Annotated in this window: 19 protein-coding genes; 7 read left to right on the top strand and 12 right to left on the bottom strand. The window is 38.9% G+C overall.

The features are described 5' to 3' along the window. Positions 1 to 39 precede the first annotated feature (39 nt). The 5 genes from D172_RS18110 to D172_RS18085 all read right to left on the bottom strand — a co-directional run bounded on the left by D172_RS18110 (position 40) and on the right by D172_RS18085 (position 4,816). Positions 40 to 528, bottom strand: coding sequence for a GNAT family N-acetyltransferase (locus D172_RS18110; RefSeq protein WP_007379012.1), 489 nt, complete (start codon positions 526 to 528; stop codon positions 40 to 42). A gap of 449 nt (positions 529 to 977) precedes the next feature. After that, a complete protein-coding gene (locus D172_RS18105) occupies positions 978 to 1,796 on the bottom strand; it encodes a hypothetical protein (protein ID WP_007379014.1) in 819 nt (272 codons plus the stop codon). Between the two features lie 541 nt (positions 1,797 to 2,337). Continuing rightward, positions 2,338 to 2,571, bottom strand: a complete 234-nt coding sequence (locus D172_RS18095) for a hypothetical protein (protein ID WP_007379016.1) — start codon at positions 2,569 to 2,571, stop codon at positions 2,338 to 2,340. Then, positions 2,568 to 2,945 carry a hypothetical protein gene (locus D172_RS18090; protein WP_033023891.1) on the bottom strand — a complete coding sequence of 126 codons (378 nt, stop codon included), beginning with the start codon at positions 2,943 to 2,945 and terminating at the stop codon, positions 2,568 to 2,570. Before D172_RS18090 ends, D172_RS18095 begins: the two co-directional genes overlap by 4 nt. A 350-nt stretch (positions 2,946 to 3,295) precedes the next feature. Further along, positions 3,296 to 4,816: an aldehyde dehydrogenase family protein gene (locus D172_RS18085; RefSeq protein ID WP_007379018.1), complete on the bottom strand. Its 1,521-nt coding sequence runs from the start codon at positions 4,814 to 4,816 to the stop codon at positions 3,296 to 3,298. A 162-nt stretch (positions 4,817 to 4,978) separates the two neighbouring features. Between D172_RS18085 and D172_RS18080 the strand changes: the two genes are divergently transcribed. After that, positions 4,979 to 5,872 (top strand): AraC family transcriptional regulator, encoded by an 894-nt coding sequence (locus D172_RS18080; protein ID WP_058230575.1) that lies wholly within the window; start codon positions 4,979 to 4,981, stop codon positions 5,870 to 5,872. 82 nt (positions 5,873 to 5,954) lie between these two features. Further along, positions 5,955 to 6,986 (top strand): LacI family DNA-binding transcriptional regulator, encoded by a 1,032-nt coding sequence (locus D172_RS18075; RefSeq protein WP_007378864.1) that lies wholly within the window; start codon positions 5,955 to 5,957, stop codon positions 6,984 to 6,986. A 95-nt stretch (positions 6,987 to 7,081) separates the two neighbouring features. Here the strand turns inward: D172_RS18075 and gtfA are convergent, their stop codons facing one another. Further along, a complete protein-coding gene (gtfA, locus tag D172_RS18070) occupies positions 7,082 to 8,554 on the bottom strand; it encodes a sucrose phosphorylase (RefSeq protein WP_007378863.1) in 1,473 nt (490 codons plus the stop codon). A 175-nt stretch (positions 8,555 to 8,729) separates the two neighbouring features. On the opposite strand from gtfA, the gene D172_RS18065 reads away from it, so the two are divergent. The 3 genes from D172_RS18065 (at position 8,730) to D172_RS18055 (ending at position 13,789) form a co-directional block, all read left to right on the top strand. Beyond that, positions 8,730 to 9,959, top strand: coding sequence for an MFS transporter (locus D172_RS18065; RefSeq protein ID WP_007378862.1), 1,230 nt, complete (start codon positions 8,730 to 8,732; stop codon positions 9,957 to 9,959). 167 nt (positions 9,960 to 10,126) lie between these two features. Beyond that, the gene (locus D172_RS18060; RefSeq protein ID WP_007378861.1) at positions 10,127 to 12,517 is read left to right on the top strand and encodes a TonB-dependent siderophore receptor; all 2,391 of its coding nucleotides are present in this window, start codon (positions 10,127 to 10,129) and stop codon (positions 12,515 to 12,517) included. A gap of 324 nt (positions 12,518 to 12,841) precedes the next feature. Further along, complete coding sequence (locus D172_RS18055) at positions 12,842 to 13,789, top strand: carbohydrate kinase family protein (protein ID WP_007378860.1); 948 nt, start codon at positions 12,842 to 12,844, stop codon at positions 13,787 to 13,789. A 43-nt stretch (positions 13,790 to 13,832) separates the two neighbouring features. Here D172_RS18055 and D172_RS18050 read toward each other — a convergent pair whose 3' ends face one another. From D172_RS18050 to D172_RS18040, 3 genes are all read right to left on the bottom strand, one after another. Next, complete coding sequence (locus tag D172_RS18050) at positions 13,833 to 14,222, bottom strand: nuclear transport factor 2 family protein (protein WP_007378859.1); 390 nt, start codon at positions 14,220 to 14,222, stop codon at positions 13,833 to 13,835. An 82-nt stretch (positions 14,223 to 14,304) separates the two neighbouring features. After that, positions 14,305 to 14,955 (bottom strand): DsbA family protein, encoded by a 651-nt coding sequence (locus D172_RS18045; protein WP_007378858.1) that lies wholly within the window; start codon positions 14,953 to 14,955, stop codon positions 14,305 to 14,307. A 40-nt stretch (positions 14,956 to 14,995) separates the two neighbouring features. Beyond that, positions 14,996 to 15,874, bottom strand: coding sequence for an MBL fold metallo-hydrolase (locus D172_RS18040; protein ID WP_007378857.1), 879 nt, complete (start codon positions 15,872 to 15,874; stop codon positions 14,996 to 14,998). 119 nt (positions 15,875 to 15,993) lie between these two features. On the opposite strand from D172_RS18040, the gene D172_RS18035 reads away from it, so the two are divergent. Then, positions 15,994 to 16,881, top strand: coding sequence for a LysR family transcriptional regulator (locus tag D172_RS18035; protein WP_007378856.1), 888 nt, complete (start codon positions 15,994 to 15,996; stop codon positions 16,879 to 16,881). A 95-nt stretch (positions 16,882 to 16,976) separates the two neighbouring features. Here the strand turns inward: D172_RS18035 and D172_RS18030 are convergent, their stop codons facing one another. The 3 genes from D172_RS18030 to D172_RS18020 form a co-directional block, all read right to left on the bottom strand. Then, positions 16,977 to 17,357 (bottom strand): STAS/SEC14 domain-containing protein, encoded by a 381-nt coding sequence (locus tag D172_RS18030; protein WP_002960091.1) that lies wholly within the window; start codon positions 17,355 to 17,357, stop codon positions 16,977 to 16,979. Positions 17,358 to 17,455: 98 nt separating this feature from the next. Then, positions 17,456 to 18,148, bottom strand: a complete 693-nt coding sequence (locus D172_RS18025; protein WP_007378855.1) for a cupin domain-containing protein — start codon at positions 18,146 to 18,148, stop codon at positions 17,456 to 17,458. Between the two features lie 49 nt (positions 18,149 to 18,197). Next, complete coding sequence (locus D172_RS18020; RefSeq protein ID WP_007378854.1) at positions 18,198 to 18,818, bottom strand: glutathione S-transferase family protein; 621 nt, start codon at positions 18,816 to 18,818, stop codon at positions 18,198 to 18,200. 389 nt (positions 18,819 to 19,207) lie between these two features. Here D172_RS18020 and D172_RS18015 point away from each other — a divergent pair, with 389 nt between their 5' ends. After that, on the top strand, positions 19,208 to 19,726 hold the full coding sequence (locus D172_RS18015; RefSeq protein WP_007378853.1) for a TetR/AcrR family transcriptional regulator: 519 nt from the start codon (positions 19,208 to 19,210) through the stop codon (positions 19,724 to 19,726). Positions 19,727 to 19,791: the final 65 nt, after the last annotated feature.

The raw sequence follows: 19,791 nt of genomic DNA, 5'->3' as shown, positions 1-19,791 counted from the left end.
TCACCCTTAAACAGTTTGTTATATGCCGCTTTAAACTTACTATAAAGCAACTTCCATTTTAAAGTAAGAAACATCAGCTTTATAAAAACGCTCTCCGTATGGCTGCATACCGAAACGCTGATAGAAACTTAAAGCTGATTCCCTAGCATCACACCAAAAAAAATTTACAACCGTATTGTTAAGGGATTGAAGAATAAACTTTAGCATTTGAGAGCCAATGCCTTGCCCTTGATAATCAGTTTTAGTAGCAAACTTACGTAGGCGAGCTTTATGTGATTTTATGTATACGGAAGCAACACAAACAAGTTCGTCATTGATAAATGTACCAAAATGAATTGCATCAGGATCACCATCTACATGGCAATATTCAGGAGGCTTGTTTGGCCAAAGAATACTTTGTCGAAGCGGGATTGTTTGCTCCCAGGAAATATTGCGAATTTCCATATGATTTTGAAGAACCTCTATAGGCATATAACGAGCCTGTAGATTAACTCGTTTTTTATTTGTTTTTATTGATGAACAAACCATAACTGAGTTCCTATTTTGGTTCAATCTATTACTGTATTTTATGCAGAATATAGAGTGGGAGTTTGGTGTTGTTTTAATTAGTTTTTTGGAAGGGATTACGGTGTTTGAGTGGCTTTTATTTAGGATAAAAGGGCTTAACTCTAAATTTTAAGACAAACGTTTGTGGAATGGGCAGGATTATCTGTGCGCTATTCATTTTGGGCTAAAGCATCGTTACTTGGCCACTATAGTTGGCAGCAAGAAGTAAAGGAAAACCTCATAATAGCATCATCAGAACATTAGCATTTAAGTGGATACGAATCCTATTTAGGTGCTGGAAAACACATACGCCCTACGATAAATCAACTTACTTAACTGTATTGAAAAGCAAGGGTTCACCACTATTAAAATTTGCGGTGGAAAGTGAGTTTTAGTGCTTGCTGTCCACCTCCGGGCGTGTTGTTATGTGCCTAATACATCAAGGCGCAGCTTTTATACTTTTCGCCTACTTCAACAGTATGCTCGGATCTGATTTTAGAAAAAACAGCTAAAGAGTATGTTTCATGGACTTTATATACAGTTAAAGATTTCCCACTATTTTCGAATTCTTTTTCATGACAGAAATCCATACCGTTATATAATCCATTATTAGAGCCTAGATTGATATAAACAGACGTAAATGTCGTTGGGTAAACGGAAGTATTTTCTGTTTCTTCTTGGTCAATACCTAGAACTTCAATAGAAATACCGCCAGACATAATTTTATTAAACTGAAGAGTAGACAATGAGCTAATGTGATCTAACTCTTTTTGAAAATTAACATCATATTTATCACTGACTCTTTTTAGTTTTCTAAAAGGTTTTCTATCTAGATTTTTTGAACTACAAGCCAACTGAAGAGTATCTTTATATTTATACGCAAAGATTAAATAACGAGTACCTGCTTCACCAATAAGTCTGGAACAGTGTGATAATGAAGTTACTTCTATTTCTTTTCCTCGACTAGATTTCCAAGATTTCTCTACTTCAAAAGTATATTTTACAAAATCTTCTGGTTCTTCAAAAATCGTTTCTGTAAAACTTTTTGTTTTAAGCAATTTTCCAATAAATATTTCTTCGGCTTCATCCATGACCATTTCAGCGGAAGGAGGATGGCACTTACAAGCAAAAACCATTTGACTGATAAATAACAGTGAAAGGATTAAATATTTGAGCATGATACTCCTTGGCACATAACGAGCCTGTAGATTAACTCGTTTTTTATTTATTTTTATTGATGAATCAACCATAGCTGAGTTCCTATTTTGATTCAATTGATTACTGTATTTTTCATAGAATATAAAAGCTGGTTTGGTATTGTTTTAACTGGCGTTTTGGAAGGATTTACGGGTGTTTGAGTGGCTTTTATTTAGAGTAAAAGGGCTTTCCCTTCTTAATGCATCGTATTTTGCAGTTTTTCTATATTATGAACAAGGCAATACAGTTGCCATTGGGCGTTCACTTTCGCTTGGCTGTGTCATGCCTTTGTTGACGGTAATATTGCACTTTTAACCTAAAGAAAAGCCGGTTCAATACAGCAAAATCGCTTGCCATTCTTTAATAAACAGCTGTCGTCGCCCTATTGGGCAGTCTATTTTTACTTTCATTTTGTCTACATTGCTCAGCTTTTTGCGTAGGGTGGGTGTGTTGCTTATTGTGCTTTGTGATTTATTTATCATTGCGTTCATACGAAAGCTGGTAGCGATCATGAATTTAATGGTGGGAGATGGTGTCATCTGGAACCCTAAATTGGTTTAAAATTAGGTATTGACACCAAACTTACTTTTTAACTTATAACTCATCCCGCGAAAAATCAGTTATACTATCTCCGAACTGACTGATGGCTCTCTCCTTCAAAGGATTTAGTAACAAGCGCAGCTCAATCAAATCATTGCCTACATCAGCAATCTCATCTGAGTCATCTGACGTTTCACATATTTTTGCCATTTCTTGTTCAAGTGCTATGAGACCCTCTAGCACGTATTTTAGCTCTGATCCTGCAAGTTCAAGCTTGAACTGACTCATACAATCTTTCCTTCTTTCTTAAATACTCGAGATGCTTTTAGGGCCATTTCCTCAAGAAGTCCCTTGAACTTGTCAACCGGCATATTCCGAGTGGGCGAAATACAGTAATGGTGTGGCTTATCCTGAACCATCTTCAATCCATGAGGCGGCTGGGTATTCGGTGGAAACCTCCAAACCCAACCAGTCATTGGTGCATTGTTGATACCTTCTATATCGAAAACGCTGATCCCTTTTCCGTTTGCGATAATAACCTTAATTCCATTTACGGTTGTAACAGCAACATCACGAGCTCGAACATTCGATAGACGAGGACTTGAAGCATTTCCGAGGCGGAAAAGCTCTTCGGGTAGGATGTAAAATTCTTTTGGGTACATAATGATCTCCATATCGTTGACAAAAAGTTAGTTACTCTCTCTGAGGCCTTTATCGTTTTATAGACCGTAAAGTTTCATAAATTACGATGTATTTATCTTAGCCATCAAATAATCTTATGTAAACAACTAGCTAACTATGAATCAGCTTTTTATAAAACTCATATTATTAAATCACTTTTTTAACGCAGTTAATGAATTATTTAAAGCCCTGAAGTTTCAACATTTTAATTCAATTAGTATCCTATTTATGTATTACAACAAGCAGTAAGTGGTGCAATGGACCCCTTAAAATGAAAAAGCGCCGCAAATATGCAGCGCTTATTACTGAGTGATTGTTGTATTAAAATTTTTTAAAAGAAGCCAAGCGGATCTTCGCTGTAGCTCACTAATAAATTTTTAGTTTGCTGGTAGTGATCAAGTGCCAGTTTGTGTGTTTCGCGCCCTATTCCTGATTTTTTATAACCACCGAATGCAGCATGTGCTGGGTACATGTGATAGCAGTTGGTCCACACTCGCCCTGCTTCTATTTTACGACCCATACGATAAGCACGGTTCATGTTTCTGCTCCATACACCGGCGCCTAAACCAAACTCAGAGCTGTTGGCAAGCTCGAGTGCTTCGGCTTCATCTTTAAAGGTCGACATAGAAATAACAGGGCCAAAAATTTCTTCTTGGAACACACGCATGTCATTTGTGCCTTTAAGTAGCGTAGGTTGTATGTAGTAACCACCGTTTAAGTCATCACTTAGCTGCTCTACATTACCGCCAGTGAGTACTTCAGCGCCTTCCTTTTTGCCTATTTCAATGTAGCTCAGTATTTTATCAAATTGCGCTTTTGAAGCTTGCGCGCCCACCATTGTTTCACTGTCGAGCGGATTACCGCGCTTAATTTTTTGAGTACGCTCGAGTATTCGCTCAATAAACTGCTCGTAAATATCTTCTTGAATAAACAGCCTTGATGGGCACGTACACACCTCGCCTTGGTTAAAGTAAGCAAGCACGGCGCCTTCAATCGCTTTGGATAAAAACGCGTCGTCTTTTTCCATTACATCATTAAAAAATATATTAGGTGATTTACCACCGAGCTCGACCGTTGAGGGAATAATATTTTCAGCAGCGCATTTCAAAATATGTGAGCCCACAGGCGTTGAACCCGTAAATGCAATTTTAGCGATACGCTTGCTTGTTGCCAGTGCTTCACCTGCTTCTTTACCAAATCCATTTACAATATTAAGTACGCCTGCGGGGAGTAAATCGCCAATAATTTCCATTAACACTAAAATAGAAGCTGGGGTTTGCTCAGCCGGTTTTAAAATTACGCAGTTACCTGCAGCAAGTGCTGGCGCGAGTTTCCAGGCAGCCATTAAAATAGGGAAGTTCCACGGAATAATTTGTCCCACAACACCGAGTGGTTCGTGAAAATGATATGCAACGGTGGTTTCGTCTATTTCGCCTATTGTGCCGTCTTGCGATCGCAGGCACCCTGCAAAGTAGCGAAAGTGATCAGCCGCTAGCGGAATGTCAGCAGCGAGTGTTTCACGAATTGCTTTACCGTTATCCCATGTTTCGGCTACGGCAAGTAACTCTAGGTTTTGCTCAATTCGGTCGGCTATTTTTAGCAGTATGTTACTTCGGTCGCTCACCGACGTTGTGCCCCACTGCGCTCGCACTGCATGTGCTTTGTCGAGTGCCAGCTCTATGTCGTCTTTGTCTGAACGCGGTATCTGGCAAAATACCTTACCGTTTACTGGGCTTATATTATCAAAGTATTGGCCATTTACAGGCTTTACCCACTCTCCGCCAATGTAGTTTCCGTATTGTTGTTTAAAGTTTACGAGTGCGCCGTCGCTACCTGGATTTGCATATATCATGTGTGTGATCTCTTTATTGTTGTTAGCTAAAGGTCGAACATTTATATAAAACAAAATGCTTTATATTTAATCGACATTAAACTAACAAGTACCTAAAAACTTGATTAGCTGTCCACAAAAGTTGTCTGTGAGTCCAAACTAATAAAAACCTAAAGGATTGATATGCACACATCTCAGTTAAACAAAAAACGCCAACAACTTGATGTATTAATAGAAAATAAAGTCACATTCGCTGCAGATAGCAGTGAGTTGAGTATTTACGACACGTATCAAAGCGCGCAAAAGGTGGCACTGCACTCAAACGAGCTGCTGTTTTGCGCCATGCTTAGCGGCAAAAAGGTAATGCACGTAGAAAGCAGCCAATACCATAAAGCATTTTTACCACACGAGTCGTTTGTATTAGCGCCAGAGCAAGGTGTTTTAATTGATTTTCCACAGGCATCAATGCACGCCCCAACTACCTGTTTAGCCATTGAAATTAGCACCGACAAAATAACGAGCGTGGCTAATGCACTAAACATGCAGCAAAACTTTGCACACGATAGCTTGTTTGAATATGTACCGCAGTTAGTGCACACCCAACACAATATTCAAACGCAGCAATTATTAGAGCGTATGGTGCATTTATTTAGCGAACAAGGTGCCCAACGCCATTACTTGATTGACTTGTCGTTAAATGAATTGATCACCCGTTTATTACAACAACAAAGCCGTGAGTTATTACTGGCTAACTGCGATAAACCACACCTTAAAACAAACGTTAGTGATGCTCTGCTTTATATTGAAGAACATTTAAATGAAACGCTCGACATAAATACCTTATGCAAAATAGCCTGCATGAGCCGCAGTAAGTTTTATCAGCAATTTAAACTCACATTTGGTACTAGCCCAGCCCTTTGGCAACAACAGCTAAGACTAAAAAAAGCGCGCACTCAATTGCTACAAGGTCATGCAATTAGTAAAGTTTGTTTTGATGTTGGATTTAATAGTGCGAGTCATTTTAGCCGTTTATTTAAACAAACCTTTGGCATTGCCCCTAAAGAGTGCCGACATTAGCCCTAAAATCTCATTTTTTACTTTGCTAACTCGCTGAATATGTTAATTTATTAATACCCTGTTTAATGGCTAAGAGTAATTAATGAGCAAACCAATCCGCTGGACCCTAAAAAGTATCGCTAAAGAATTAGGCGTGTCTAATGCGACGGTTTCTAACGCGTTTAATCGCCCAGATCAACTCTCTGCCAAACGCCGTGAAGCCATACTTAATGCATGTAAAGAGCTTGGTTATTATGGCCCTAATAAGGCCGCGCAATCGTTGCGTAATGGCACATTTAATATTGTTGCTTTAGTGCTACCCGATAGTGTGGAATACATGGTATCTGACCCCGTTGCGAGCAGCTTTATGCGCGGTGTTACCTCGGTGCTTGAAAAAAACGGCATTAATGTTTTATTGTTTTCAGGTAATAGCGATAACCTTAACAACGTAGTCGACTTTGTAGATGGCTTTATTTGTTATGGCCGCCCTCGTAATAACGCGTTAGTTGAGCAGTTAAAAACAGTGTCTAAACATGTAGTGACTATTGATTTTGATATTGCTCGCAATGCCTCTGTAAATATTAATAACGAGCAAGCAAGTTACGAAATTGCTAAACACGTACTACATAATCAAAACGATAAAGTGGCTATATTAGGGCTTAGATTACTTGATGAAAACGTATTATGCCGCGTGTATGAGCATCACGAATTTGAAACCGGACAATCTATTTCGCATCAACGTTTACGTGGTTATCAACGCGCTTTAAACGAGGCAAATATTACGGTAGCTGACGATCGTATTTGGAACATTCCTGAAAGTAGCGAGCGTTTTGCAAGCATTGCTGCTAAGGAGGTTTTAAGTGCCTCCCCTCGCCCTAACGTTATTATTTGTATGAGTGATTTAATTGCCCTTGCCACAATGCGAGAAGCAATAAAACAAGGCATAAAAATAGGTGAAGAACTGCGTATTGTGGGCTTTGATGGTATTGATGAAGCAGCCCGGTTTGTACCTCGCCTCACCACTATTCATCAAAACAGCCAAGAAAAAGGCGTTATAGCCGCTGAATTATTTATTTCTAAAGAAGAAAAAACTCAGGAAGTCAGTTACGAATTAGAGATTGGTGCGAGTAGTTAGCTTACAAACCTTGTAATAGTTTTATGTGTTAAAAAGCCAAGCTACTTAAGCTTGGCTTTTGCTTTACATGACGTTTGTAAATTACTTTTATAATATTAAGCTAAAAATGAATTTAAGTTAATCGTTGTTTCTTCATCGCCGTTCACTTGTGTAATAAGTGCATGGCGTAATTTAAAATCAACAGTGAGTGAAATAGTTTGCTCATCTAGTTGCCACGATAAACAACACATACGGCCTTCACCTTGCGCACTAAACTCACCTGCAAATGCGGGGTGTGTATTGCGAATTTTAATTAATTCAATTAAACCTTTTACTACAGGCTTATTTAAGGCTTTGTCGATTATATTTGCATCTAAATATGGGCGGTTAATATCACGGCCAACATTTGTATTTGTCAGTAATTCCATGTCGTTTTCACAGGCAAATAAGCCGCCGTAATACACTTGTGGTACACCTGGAGCAAAAAATTGAATTGCACGCGACAATAAGTAATCAAAGTCTTTAGCGCCTAATGCGTTGTAGTACGTACAGTTAACTTGATATAAGTCGACATTACTCGCCGCAGCGCCCGTAGCTTGGCGGCTTTGATTGTTGCTGTTGGCGTGCATTGTTTCGACTAGGTTATCAATCTGCTGTGCATTTAATAGCCCTGGTTTGTCGCCCATTGGACCTGCGTCAATAATGCCAATACCGTCGTGTGTATCAAGTACAGTTAAGCAGTTACGTGGCGAAATTTGTAACCATTTGAGCAGTGCATCTACATCGTTGTTAAATAAGCTGTGTAAAATAAGCGGTGGTAACGCAAAGTCGTAAACCATATTGACGCGTTTTGCCACTTCTACCTGAGTTTGATAATGGCTATGTATTTCTGCAATGGTTTCCATGCCTAAATCGTTTGCCTGCTTAGATAAGTTATCTAGGTAGCCAAACGTTTCATCAAGCATAAAGCAGTTAGTGCCAGCTTGCTTAATCGCGTAACCCGCCGCATCTAAACGAATAATATTTACATTGTTAGCCGAAAATTTAGTAAGTACGTTATTTAAATACGCAACACCCGCTTCTACTTTTACATTTATATCGATTTGATTGTCGGTAAATGTGGTCCAAAAATCATACGTTTTACCATCGCCACACTTCATTGGGGTAAAGCAACTACCTGGACGCGGGCGGTAAATTGCTTTTTGCTCAGCTTCGCTCATACCATCGGGAAAAACATCTTCTTTGGTTAAAAACAAATCCCAAAATTCTGACTGCTTACCTTTCGCTAATACATCTTGAAACTGAAAAGACTGCGCCGATACATGGTTAACAATTAGGTCTGCCATTAAGTCGAGATCTTTGCCTAATACTTGTATGTCTTCCCAAGTGCCTATTCTAGAATCAACTTCACTATGATCAATAGGGTCAAAGCCAGCATCGCTGCCATCAATAGGGTTGTAAAATGGCAATAAGTGCACACCACCAAATACGCCTTTTAAAGGGCCGTTTAAAAGTGTGGTTAGCGCGCCTATATTTTGGCCAGTGATTCGATCAGCGTATGTGATCAATTGAACTTTATTCTTCATCATTGTGTGAATACCATGTTGAAACTTAATCGATTAAGATATATCTTTAACTAGCGAGTAAGAATTTACAAGTAATTTTTAAAAATTTTACATACAAAAATCGTGGCTCACATGATACTACAATAAGTAACTGATTGACTTACTGGGTGTTAACAGAGCATTTAACGAGGAAAAATACATGACAAAATCACACACACACGTAAGCAACGATCCGTTGCAACAAATACGTTGGCTTACATACATGATGTTTTTTATGTTTGCCATGACCTCTGACGCAGTAGGTATGATCATCCCTGAACTCATTACTGAGTTTGGGCTGAGTATGACCCAAGCCAGTGCATTTCATTACGCGCCTATGGCACTCATTGCCTTTAGTGGATTGTTTTTAGGCTTTTTAGCCGATAGCCTTGGGCGTAAAAAAACTATTATGCTAGGTTTATTAATATTTTCAGCGAGTTGTTTTTTATTCGCCTTTAGCACCAGCTTTGCATTCTTTTTAGTACTCCTTTGCTGTATAGGCTTAGCGATTGGTTTATTTAAAACTGGTGCACTTGCCTTACTTGGTGATATTTCACATAGTAACGAGGACCACACTAAAACAATGAATAAGGTTGAGGGTTTCTTTGGCATTGGTGCCATTGTAGGACCTGCGCTGGTTGGAATATTACTCGTGCAAAACGTAAGTTGGACATACCTGTATATTATTGCAGGAGTTATGTGTTTAGTCCTTGCTTTTTTAGCTTGGCGTGCCGACTACCCTAGCGTTGTTAAAACAACTGAAAAGCCAGCCTCTTTGGCAACCACCATGAAAATGATTAAAAACCCGTATGCCCTTGGTTTTTCGCTAGCTATCGCACTTTATGTAGCTACTGAAGTTGCTATATACGTATGGATGCCTACGCTTTTAAAAGACTACACTGGTTCTTGGCCACTCCTTGCAACCTATGCACTAACCATATTTTTTGTACTACGTGCAGCAGGTCGCTTTATCGCGGTATGGTTATTAAACCGTTATAGCTGGCAAGGTGTTATGGCTTATTTAAGCTTTGGCATTGCATTGTGCTATGTAGGTACGTTATTTGGAGGCGTTGATTGGGCTGTCGTGTTATTACCGCTTTCGGGTTTATTTATGTCAATGGTTTACCCAACTTTAAATTCCAAAGGTATATCGTGTTTTGCAGTGCAGCAACACGGTGCTGTAGCAGGCGTTATACTCTTTTTTACTGCTTTATCAGCTGCCTTAGCCCCATTGTTTATGGGTATGATCAGCGACTACTTTGGCCATGTACGCTATGGATTTTACTTAGCAACAGGCTTTGCAGTTATTCTGTTTTTAGCTATGTTATTTAATTATAGCCGTGACCCATCAGCAAGTGCTTTAACAGAAAGTAACCCAATTACAGAGTAAATTTGTATTTTAATACAATAAAAAACACTATAAAAAACAACAGATGGGTAAATAAATAACAAATTAATAATAAAATAATTTGCTTATTGTAAAATATTTGTTATTTTTACTTAATCGATTAAGTAAAAATAACAAACCCATCGGGCTCAACACAACGAGGCGTTCACATGACAACACACAATACACCTTTATATTTAATCAGTGCTTTAGCACTTGCCGTAAGCCAAGGCGTTCACGCACAAGAAACAGATCAAGCAAAACCAGAAGCGTCACAAAACAAAGGTCTTGAAACAATTGTTGTAACCGGCGTACCACGTCGAACAACAATCATGGCTTCTAGTGTATCAGTTAGTAGCGTATCACTTGAACAAGTTCAAGTGTCTACCCCTCGCTCAACAGCAGAAGCGTTTAGAATTATTCCGGGTATTCGTGCAGAATCTACCGGTGGTGAAGGTAATGCAAATATTGCTGTTCGTGGTTTACCTGTAGCATCAGGCGGTGCTAAATTTCTACAATTACAAGAAGATGGGTTACCTGTAATGCAATACGGTGACATCGCTTTTGGTAATTCTGATATTTTTATGCGATTAGATAATACGGTGCAAACAATTGAATCGATTCGTGGTGGCTCAGCATCTACTGCAGCAAGTAATGCACCTGGTGGCATTATTAACTTTATCTCTAAAAATGGCGAAAACGAATCTGGCAGTGTGTCTACAACACTAGGCTTAGATTACGACAGCGTTCGTACAGACTTTGAATACGGCACTTACTTAACCGATAGCGTGCGTTTTCATGTTGGTGGTTTTGTTCGACAAGGCGAAGGCCCGCGCGAAACAGGTTACACGTCTAATAAAGGTGGCCAAATTAAAGCTAACCTTACAAAAGATTTTGAAAATGGCTACGTTCGCCTTTATTACAAACACTTAGACGATAAGAGTGTTGGCTACCTTCCTATGCCAATGTACTCAAATGGTGACTCTATTGCTGGCTTTGATGCGCAGTCAGACACCCCTCACTCAGCGTTATTTACTAAAACAGTACGCTTAAATGGTGAAAACCAAATTAGCAGCGGCGATATCCGTGATGGTATGAATCCAAAGGTTGACTCTGTTGGTTTTGAAGCTGTATTTGATCTAGATAACGATTGGCGTATTGAAAACCGTTTCCGTAAGTCATCAATTAGCGGTAACTTTAATTCACCTTTCACAGAACAAGTCGATAGTGCAACATCAATAGCTGAAAGCATTGGTGGCGCAGGTGCAACCTTGAGTAACGCGAACACCGGTGAAGCGTTTAACGATGGTTTAGCAATGAAGATGGTGACATTTGATGTCACAATGAATGACTTCGGCTCTATAGTTAATGACTTTAAATTAACTAAATCGTTCGACGATGATACCAGCCTTACATTTGGTTACTATGCATCTACGCAAAACATTGCTATGTCGTGGTTATGGAACTCTTACGTAATGGAGCTCAAGGGTGACAATGCTCCATTATTAAATGTAACAGGTGCCGATGGCACTGAGTTATCTGAAAACGGTTTATACGCCTACAGTGCATTTGGTAACTGTTGTCAACGTGATTACGATACAGAATACGATACTCGCGCCCCTTACGTAGCATTTTCGACTAAGCTAGGTGATGTCAGTATTGATGCAAGTGCTCGCTACGATAGCGGTGAAGCTCGCGGAACATACGCAGGTGCAGTGACTTCAACAGTAGATATGAACCGCGACGGTGTGATCTCTGTGCCGGAACAAAATGTTGCTGGAATTGATACTGCAAACGCAAGTCCAGTAAACTATGACTGGAACTATTCGTCTTATTCAATTGGTGCTAATTACCAAATTGACCCAAGCCTTGCCACGTTTGCACGTATAAGTAAGGGCGGGCGAGCAAACGCCGACCGACTTTTATTTGGTAAAGTACGCGCTGACGGCTCTGTTGCAAAAGAAGACGCAGTTGATGAAGTGAACCAATTTGAGTTTGGTGTTAAAAAGCGCTTTGATTCATTATCAGTGTTTGCTACTGCGTTTTTTGCCGAAACTGAAGAGCAAAACTTTGAAGCAACATCACAAACATTTTTTGACCGTGAATACGAAGCAAAAGGGATCGAAATAGAATCTACTTACTTTATTGATGCATGGGATTTCCGTGGTAATTTAACCTGGACCGACGCAGAAATAGCCAAAGACGCACTTGCTCCTGAGGTAGTAGGTAATACACCGCGTCGTCAAGCTGATTTAATTTATTCATTAATGGCACGTTATAACTATGAGCAAGGCTCTGCTGGCCTTAGCTTTATTGGTACTACCGATGCATATGCACAAGATAATAACGACCTTAAACTTGACGGTTACACACAAGTAAATGGCTTTGTAAGTTATGACTTATCTGAAAACCTTAACATTGCCCTTAATGTAAATAACCTCTTCGATACAGTAGGTATTACAGAAGCAGAGGAAGGTTCAGTACCTGAAAACAATATTATCCGTGCTCGTGCTATTAATGGCCGTACAACATCTTTAACGCTTAAATACGCGTTTAACTAATAGAGTTCTAGTGTGTAAGCGCTGAAACGATTTTTTGTTTCAGCGCTTTATAACTAACTAAACTTATTAAACCTGAACTCTGGTTAAGATATTTACTAACGTATTGAATCATGGTGATATTTAAATTTATTTTCTCTAGCCAGATATTTTCTGTGAAAACAAGGCGAATTTACGCGTCAATAGCTAGCCTATTACAAATAAATTCAACGCAGTTAGCGCTGAAAATAGCTGCTCGAGATAGATTTATTATCCAGAGTTCAGGTTATTTAGTAATTCTCCCACTGACTTTAACCTAGCCTTGCTAGGTTTTTTAGGATTTACAATATGACCCAACTACTTAGCCTCGGCGAACTACTTATTGATATGCTGCCGCAAGACTCTCAAAACAGTGCTTATTTACCTATTGCAGGCGGCGCACCTGCTAATGTAGCCGTAGGCTATGCAAAGTTAGGTGGTAAAGCTGCTTTTTGTGGTGGTATGGGCGATGACTACTTTGCCAAGCAACTTGCTAAAGCACTTACACAATACAATGTAAGCACTGACTACTTATTTACAGTTATGGGCTCGCAAACTGCAATGGTAATAGTTAGCCTTGATGATACAGGCGAGCGCAGTTTTAATTTTTATCGCCAAAATACGGCCGATTTGCTTTTAACGAGTGATCACTTGGCGCAAATTCAATGGGAAAAACTAAGTACCCTACACTTTTGTTCAAACACGCTTACCAATAACGCAATTGCGCAAACTACATTTAGCGCTTTGCAGCTTGCTAAAAGTAACAATAAATTAGTAAGCTTTGATGTAAATTTACGCTACAGCTTATGGCAAAGCATAGATGATATTGAAGCAAATGTACGTGCTTGCTATGAGTATTGCGACATAGTTAAACTCTCTCGTGATGAACTAAACTTTTTAGCAGAACAAACAAAGCAGCTACCCGAGGATTATTTACAATCACTTTTAGATGTTGGTGTTAGCGTAGTATTTTTAACAGATGGTCCTGAGCCTGCGACAGTTTATCATAATGAGTTCACGCTAAGTGAATCGGCACCAATTATTACAGCTGTTGATACAACAAGCGCAGGCGATGCTTTTATTGCTGGTGTTTTATATTATCTAAACCATAACAATGAAGATGTATTACTTACTGCTAAAATAAATGATGAGAAAATAGTAAAACGCGCACTCAACTTTGGCCTAAAATGTGGCTCTAAAGCGTGTTTAGCTAAAGGGGCATTTCCGGCATTACCGGTGTTGGCTGATGTAATTTAATAGACCTAATGTTTTTTAAGTTCAAATATGCAGTAACGCGTAGTTACTGCATAGCATCAAACACCATTTTACTATCCACTATTTGTTCAAAGTGCGTTATTTTTTGATTTTTAAGCTGCCAAATATGCGCGACCCTAGCTTGCATTTTTTTACCCGTTTTAATATAAGTACCAGAATACGTGCCATACACTACAACAGTATCATCTTGGGATAAGTAGTTTTGTGGCGTAAACGTATAGTTATACCACTCGCTTGCAAGCTTTTGAAAAACATGTTCAGTAATATCATTCATACCATGGTAAGTACCAGCATAGGCAAAACCATCAGCCTCTTTCCAAGTAATAGTATCACTTGCATGAGCAACTAAATTTTGCCCATTCTCTTGTGATGTTGTGCCTTCATACGTACTTTTAATTATGTCTATGTTGCTCATTTTCACACACCCTTGCACTATAAAAAGGAAGCTCAATAAAGCTGTAATATAAACAGCTTTATTATTTAGAAGTTTCATCACACTATACTAGCGCAACTGATTGCTGTAAGTAGGTAACCCACTGCTCAGTTTTTCCATAATAATGGGCTATATCAGCTTTTTGCCACTTACCTGTGTCAAATTCAAATGCTGTACTAGGAAAACCTTGCCCATGAATATCGTGTAATAAGCCGCGGCTTTGTGCTATATGTTGATCTGTTGCATCGCCTTCTAGCGCATTAAAGTGGGTTTCAAATAAGGCCTTGTTTAAACCCAGCTCCAATGCAATATCAGTCAGTACATGCAGCTGCATAATGTTTTTACCCTGAGCATAATAAGCATGTTGAATACTATTAAGCATTTTCCCACCTGATATACCAAGCTCTTGCGCTGCCAATATAGCGGTAATAGCCGGAGCCGAGTTGAGTATAATATCGTTGGTTTTTAAAAGCCCATCAGTATAGTTACTACCAAATACCTGACCGGTTTTCTTCGCTATGACACTGTCGTTTTTAAGTGCAAATTCACGCCATGCAGGAGTCACAGGTTTGACATTATCACCTGTTAGCATGCCTCCACTGTGTACTTTTACAATTAAACCATCAATATTTTCAGCAGCGGTGATCAAGGGCACGCTGCCGTAAGTCCAACCACATAAAGGGTCAACAATTATATGTAACGTTGCGTTTTTCATTAAATATTTCCTATCTAAAAATCGCTTAACGCAAGGGCACTTAGTGCCATTGCATCTCACCCATAACCACTTTTGAGCCCAACTCTAAAATGCTTCTTGCACCTAAATCAGGGTAAGCTTGAGTCATGATCTCTACAAATTCAGTTGAGTTTTTTGCATTTTTTGCAGCGCTATCCGCTTTATTTAAGTACCCTTTCATGAATGACACACCAGAAAGGTCTTGTTTACTGCCCTGTAAAAAGTGACCTGGAATAACAGTCTGTGGTTTTAAATTCTCAATGTTATCTAATGTTGACTGCCAAGTTTGACGCTCTGCGGCAGTGCTCGAATCAGCCAACCACACATGCATTTGATCAAATACTACAACCCCACCCAGCACTGTTTTTATAGAAGGGATCCAAAGGTAAGTATGCTTTGGATCATGCTGTAAATTTTTAATAATAATTTCTTTCCCATCTATAGTTAGGGTATTTGATAGTATTACTTCTGGCAAAATAAGTTCTTTAGGTGCGTTGCTCTTTAAAATAGGCCCCCAATAATTTAACTTTCCTTGCATTGAGCGTTTAATATTCTCTACTGTTGATTTAGTCGCTAATAACTTTGCTTTTGGAAAAGCAGCTTTAATTACATCTAAACCAAAGTAAAAATCAGGGTCGCTGTGACTAATATAAACAGCTGTTAATGTTTTACCGCTCGCTTTTATTTTTTCAACCAATGCTTGTGCATCATTACGCTGAAATTGGGCATCCACTAATAACACTTCGTTATTACCACTTATAATGCTTGATGAGACAGCAAAAATACTTTTGTCTTGTGGGTTATATACATCCACAACTAATTCACTTTGCGCTAATACCGGTTGCATTAATGTGCTTGCTAATAAAGCTGTTGCTGCTAATACGTGTTTAACTTTTTTCATTCTCAGTAGCCTGTTTGTTATTTCGTTAAGATGAGGCTATTGTATGTTGCAATTTAAGAATTAAAAACTAGGCAGAATGCAACTATCTGTTGCATAAATCGAACATATAGGCAAAGTGAATGGATAGAATTATTGCAGCTGATGTATTTATAAAAATTGTAGAGCAGAAAAGTCTAGCCGGTGCTGCCCGTGCTTTAGATATGTCTAGATCTATGATTACACGGTATTTGAATCAAATGGAAAAGTGGGCAAATACCCAACTACTCCATAGGTCAACAAGAAAAATAACACTCACGGCAGAGGGTGAAAAAGTACTTAATCATAGCCGAGAGCTCATTGCCATCGCCCAAAATATTAGTGCGCCGATAGAAAGTAATAACAAATTAAACGGGCAAATTAGGTTGTCGTGCTCGCCTTTTTTAGCACATGATGTACTACCAGATATGTTGCAACAATTCTTACACGCTCATCCCGAAGTCAGTATTGATGTACAAATTAGTAATCACGTTACAAATTTGGTAGAAGAGCGAATAGATTTAGCAATTAGAATTACCAATGACTTAGATCCTAATATAATTGCTCGCCCACTTGGAAAATGCCATTCAGTATTATGTGCAAGCCCAGAATATTTAGAAAAAAACTCTAAGCCTATAACTACGGATGATTTGAGTCGCCATAACTGTTTAAACTATTCACGGTTTGAAAAAAGTATGTGGCATTTTTCACACCCTGAAAAACCCGTATCTGTAGCGATTGCTGGTAACTTCAGTGCTAATGATTCGAGCTTACTGTTAAAAGCTGCTCTTAATAATCAAGGAATAACTCTACAACCTAAGTTTGCTGCGCAGAAATATATAAATAATGGAAAGTTAATACATTTACTACCACACCTTAAACCACAAACTTTGAGCATATACGGTATTTACCGCTCCAGGAAACATCAGTCACTTGCACTTCGTTCATTTATTGATAGCTTAGTAACGTATTTTGATAAAATTGATACTTAACAATAAGCGAAAACTATTAAACGTTCGCTATAAGTTCTTTATTTAAGAGTTGAAATAGCGCTTTGTAAGCGCTATTTTTTGAAAGAAGGGATTTATTATTCGTCTAACCAATCTATTGCTGCGGTAGCATTTTCAAAGTATTGAACCTCACCCGATATAAACCAGTTACCTATTTTTGCCATTCGAGCTTGCCACTCTTTATTACCGTAAATAGCTACTTTTTTAAATTCTTTAGAGTGCTTAACACCTAATTTTAAGTCATCCCACGCTGCGCGTAATTCCCAACCTTCAAGTTCGCTACCATCTATTAAGGCGTTCACGACTGGGTGCTTAACTTCGCCAAGAGCTGAGTTTATCATTGGGGTAATTATCTTGTAATCGTCGTGAGTAAGCGTACCAACGGCTTTGAGTTTTAAAAAAAACTCTCTTCCTGCACGTTCAAGACCAATAGATAAACCATGTGTTGTGTGTACCATTACTGCTCTCCTTAAATAGGCTGAGTGGTAAAAGTACACCTTCTAAAATTAATTAGTCCTGAACTAGATCAATAAATAGTCTCAAATAAACGACTCAATTACGCATTTTGTACGCGAGATATCTGGTTTTCTACATCAGTTAAATGACCCGTTTTAAGCCATACTTTTGCACCATTACTTCCCGCTTTAACGTTAACGGAGCTATTGATAGGCACTCTTAACCAACTGTTTTTTACAAAAGTATCGGCTTGCTCATCAAATGAGCCTTCAAGTACTAGCAGCTCAGCTCCGCCTTTTGCGTTTATAACCATGCAGGCGTTGGGCTTAAAGTGCAGCAAGCTTACCTCTTCAAAGTCGTCTTTATATAAAGGGGTTACGGCAATATTTTTAAAACTAGGATGCACCGTACTTTGCATCAAGTTTGTTTGCAAACGCACGTGCGTTCGGTCATCTGGCTGAAACTGCCATAACTTTACAAATATAACGCAGCCATTTTCAGACCCCGGTTTGTGCTTTGATTGCGGTGGATTACGGATATAAGAACCTGCCGCAAAGTCACCATGCTCATCTTGAAATACCCCTTCAAGCACAACAAACTCTTCACCGCCTGTATGTACATGCGGCGAAAACTCACTGCCAGGTGCATAACGAACAATAGTCGTTGCGCGAGCAACTTCGTCGCCCACTCTATCGAGCACTCGCCTATCAACGCCCGCTATTGGCGATGCAACCCACGGGAGCGATTCGCTATGTACCACAACTCGTTTACTAAAATCGGCAGCTATTTTCATATTTGGCTCCTAAGCGTAACTTCACTTAAATTTTAAACTAATAACCTAATTAAGCTGCAACACTTGGGCGTTTTGCTACTTTTTCTTGCCATGCAACTAAATGGGTTAACTCATTCGGGATTGCTATTTGTGCAAATCCAGCAAATACCAGCCCAGCATACAAAGTAATATCAGCAATACTAAATTGTTCACCAGCAACAAACGCCGATTGCGCTAGTACATCATTAAAATAGCTAAACCCTTGGCGCGCTTTTTCGCCTTGTTTTTCACCCCAAGCCACATTTTGATATGTTTCAAGCTCAGGACCTAAGCCATCAGTTGCATGATGAAAGTAAGTTGCCACAGCGTCAAGCACCATAGATTCTGCACGCTTTTGCATCATGTTAATTACAGCACGCTCTTTTGCGGTTTCACCCATTAAAGATGGGCCTTCAAATGCGGTATCAATATACTCAGTAATAGCGGTACTTTCTGATATAAACGTGCCGTCATCTAGCTCTAATACGGGTACACCTGCTAATGGGTTTTTAGCTAAAAAGGCTTTTGTTCTGTGTTCACCATTTAATAAATCAACAGCTACAAACTCAACATTTGAAGTGGCATTTTTTTCAGCTAAAGCGATACGAACACGAAGTGGATTTGGAAAGTTTTCTACATCATAAATTTTCATAGCAATCTCTACCTTTATTGTTTAGAAGTGAATCAACGGCGCAAACTACCTACCGATAGGTAATTTATAATATTAAACTAAATTTAAGTCAACGTTTAAATTTTTCTGATTTATGGGATTTAACTTAATTCATAATAAAATTTGGGGGTTGCTTAAAAGTAAAAACACTTGTAAATAACTACCTACTGGTCGATAATTTTACTGTACCAATTGCATTAAATAAGTGATCTATTATTGCGCTAAGAATATAGCGCAATGAAAAAGACGAAAATTATGGCATGCAGTTGTTCTAAATGAATAATTTTTAACGCAGTTAGTAAGTTATTTAATGCGATAGAATGATCATGTTTTAATAAAATTGGTATTGCTACGGATAGGAAATATTAAAAATGAGTAAAAAAGAAGCTTTATTAAAAGCAGCTGAAAACAAGGTGCGCCTTGGCGGGTACAGTAATTTTAGTTTTAGAGAGCTCGCCAGCGAAGTCGGCATTAAAAGCGCCAGTGTGCACTATCACTTTCCAACTAAGGCCGATTTAGGTGCAGAGCTTGCTCATCAATATACTGATTCTTTTTTAGCTGCGTTAGGCGAGCCAAGCGAGCTTAAAGCAAGCGGTAAAAATCCTATTGATGTGTACATACAGCTTTTTAGAAGTGCATTAGTAACCGATAAAAAAATGTGTTTATGCGGGTTGCTAGGAGCCGAAAGCGATAGCCTTCCAGATAAAGTACGCCTTGAAGTAAAACGCTTTTTTAATCAAAACCTAACATGGCTTAGCGCTGCGCACTTAGCTAATGGTGAACTCAACCCTACTAAAGCGGCTATTCAAACAGTGAGCTTGCTTGAGGGCGCTATGATGATAAGCAAAACGCTCGACGATAATAGTTACTTTGAACTTGCAACTCAGTAATACCTAAATTTAGTACACAAAAAAAGCGAGCTATTGATAATCAATAGCTCGCTTTTTTAATGCTT

The organism is Pseudoalteromonas sp. Bsw20308, assembly GCF_000310105.2.
GTDB classification, from domain to species: domain Bacteria; phylum Pseudomonadota; class Gammaproteobacteria; order Enterobacterales; family Alteromonadaceae; genus Pseudoalteromonas; species Pseudoalteromonas fuliginea.
This window is presented reverse-complemented; position numbering and strand designations above follow the sequence as displayed.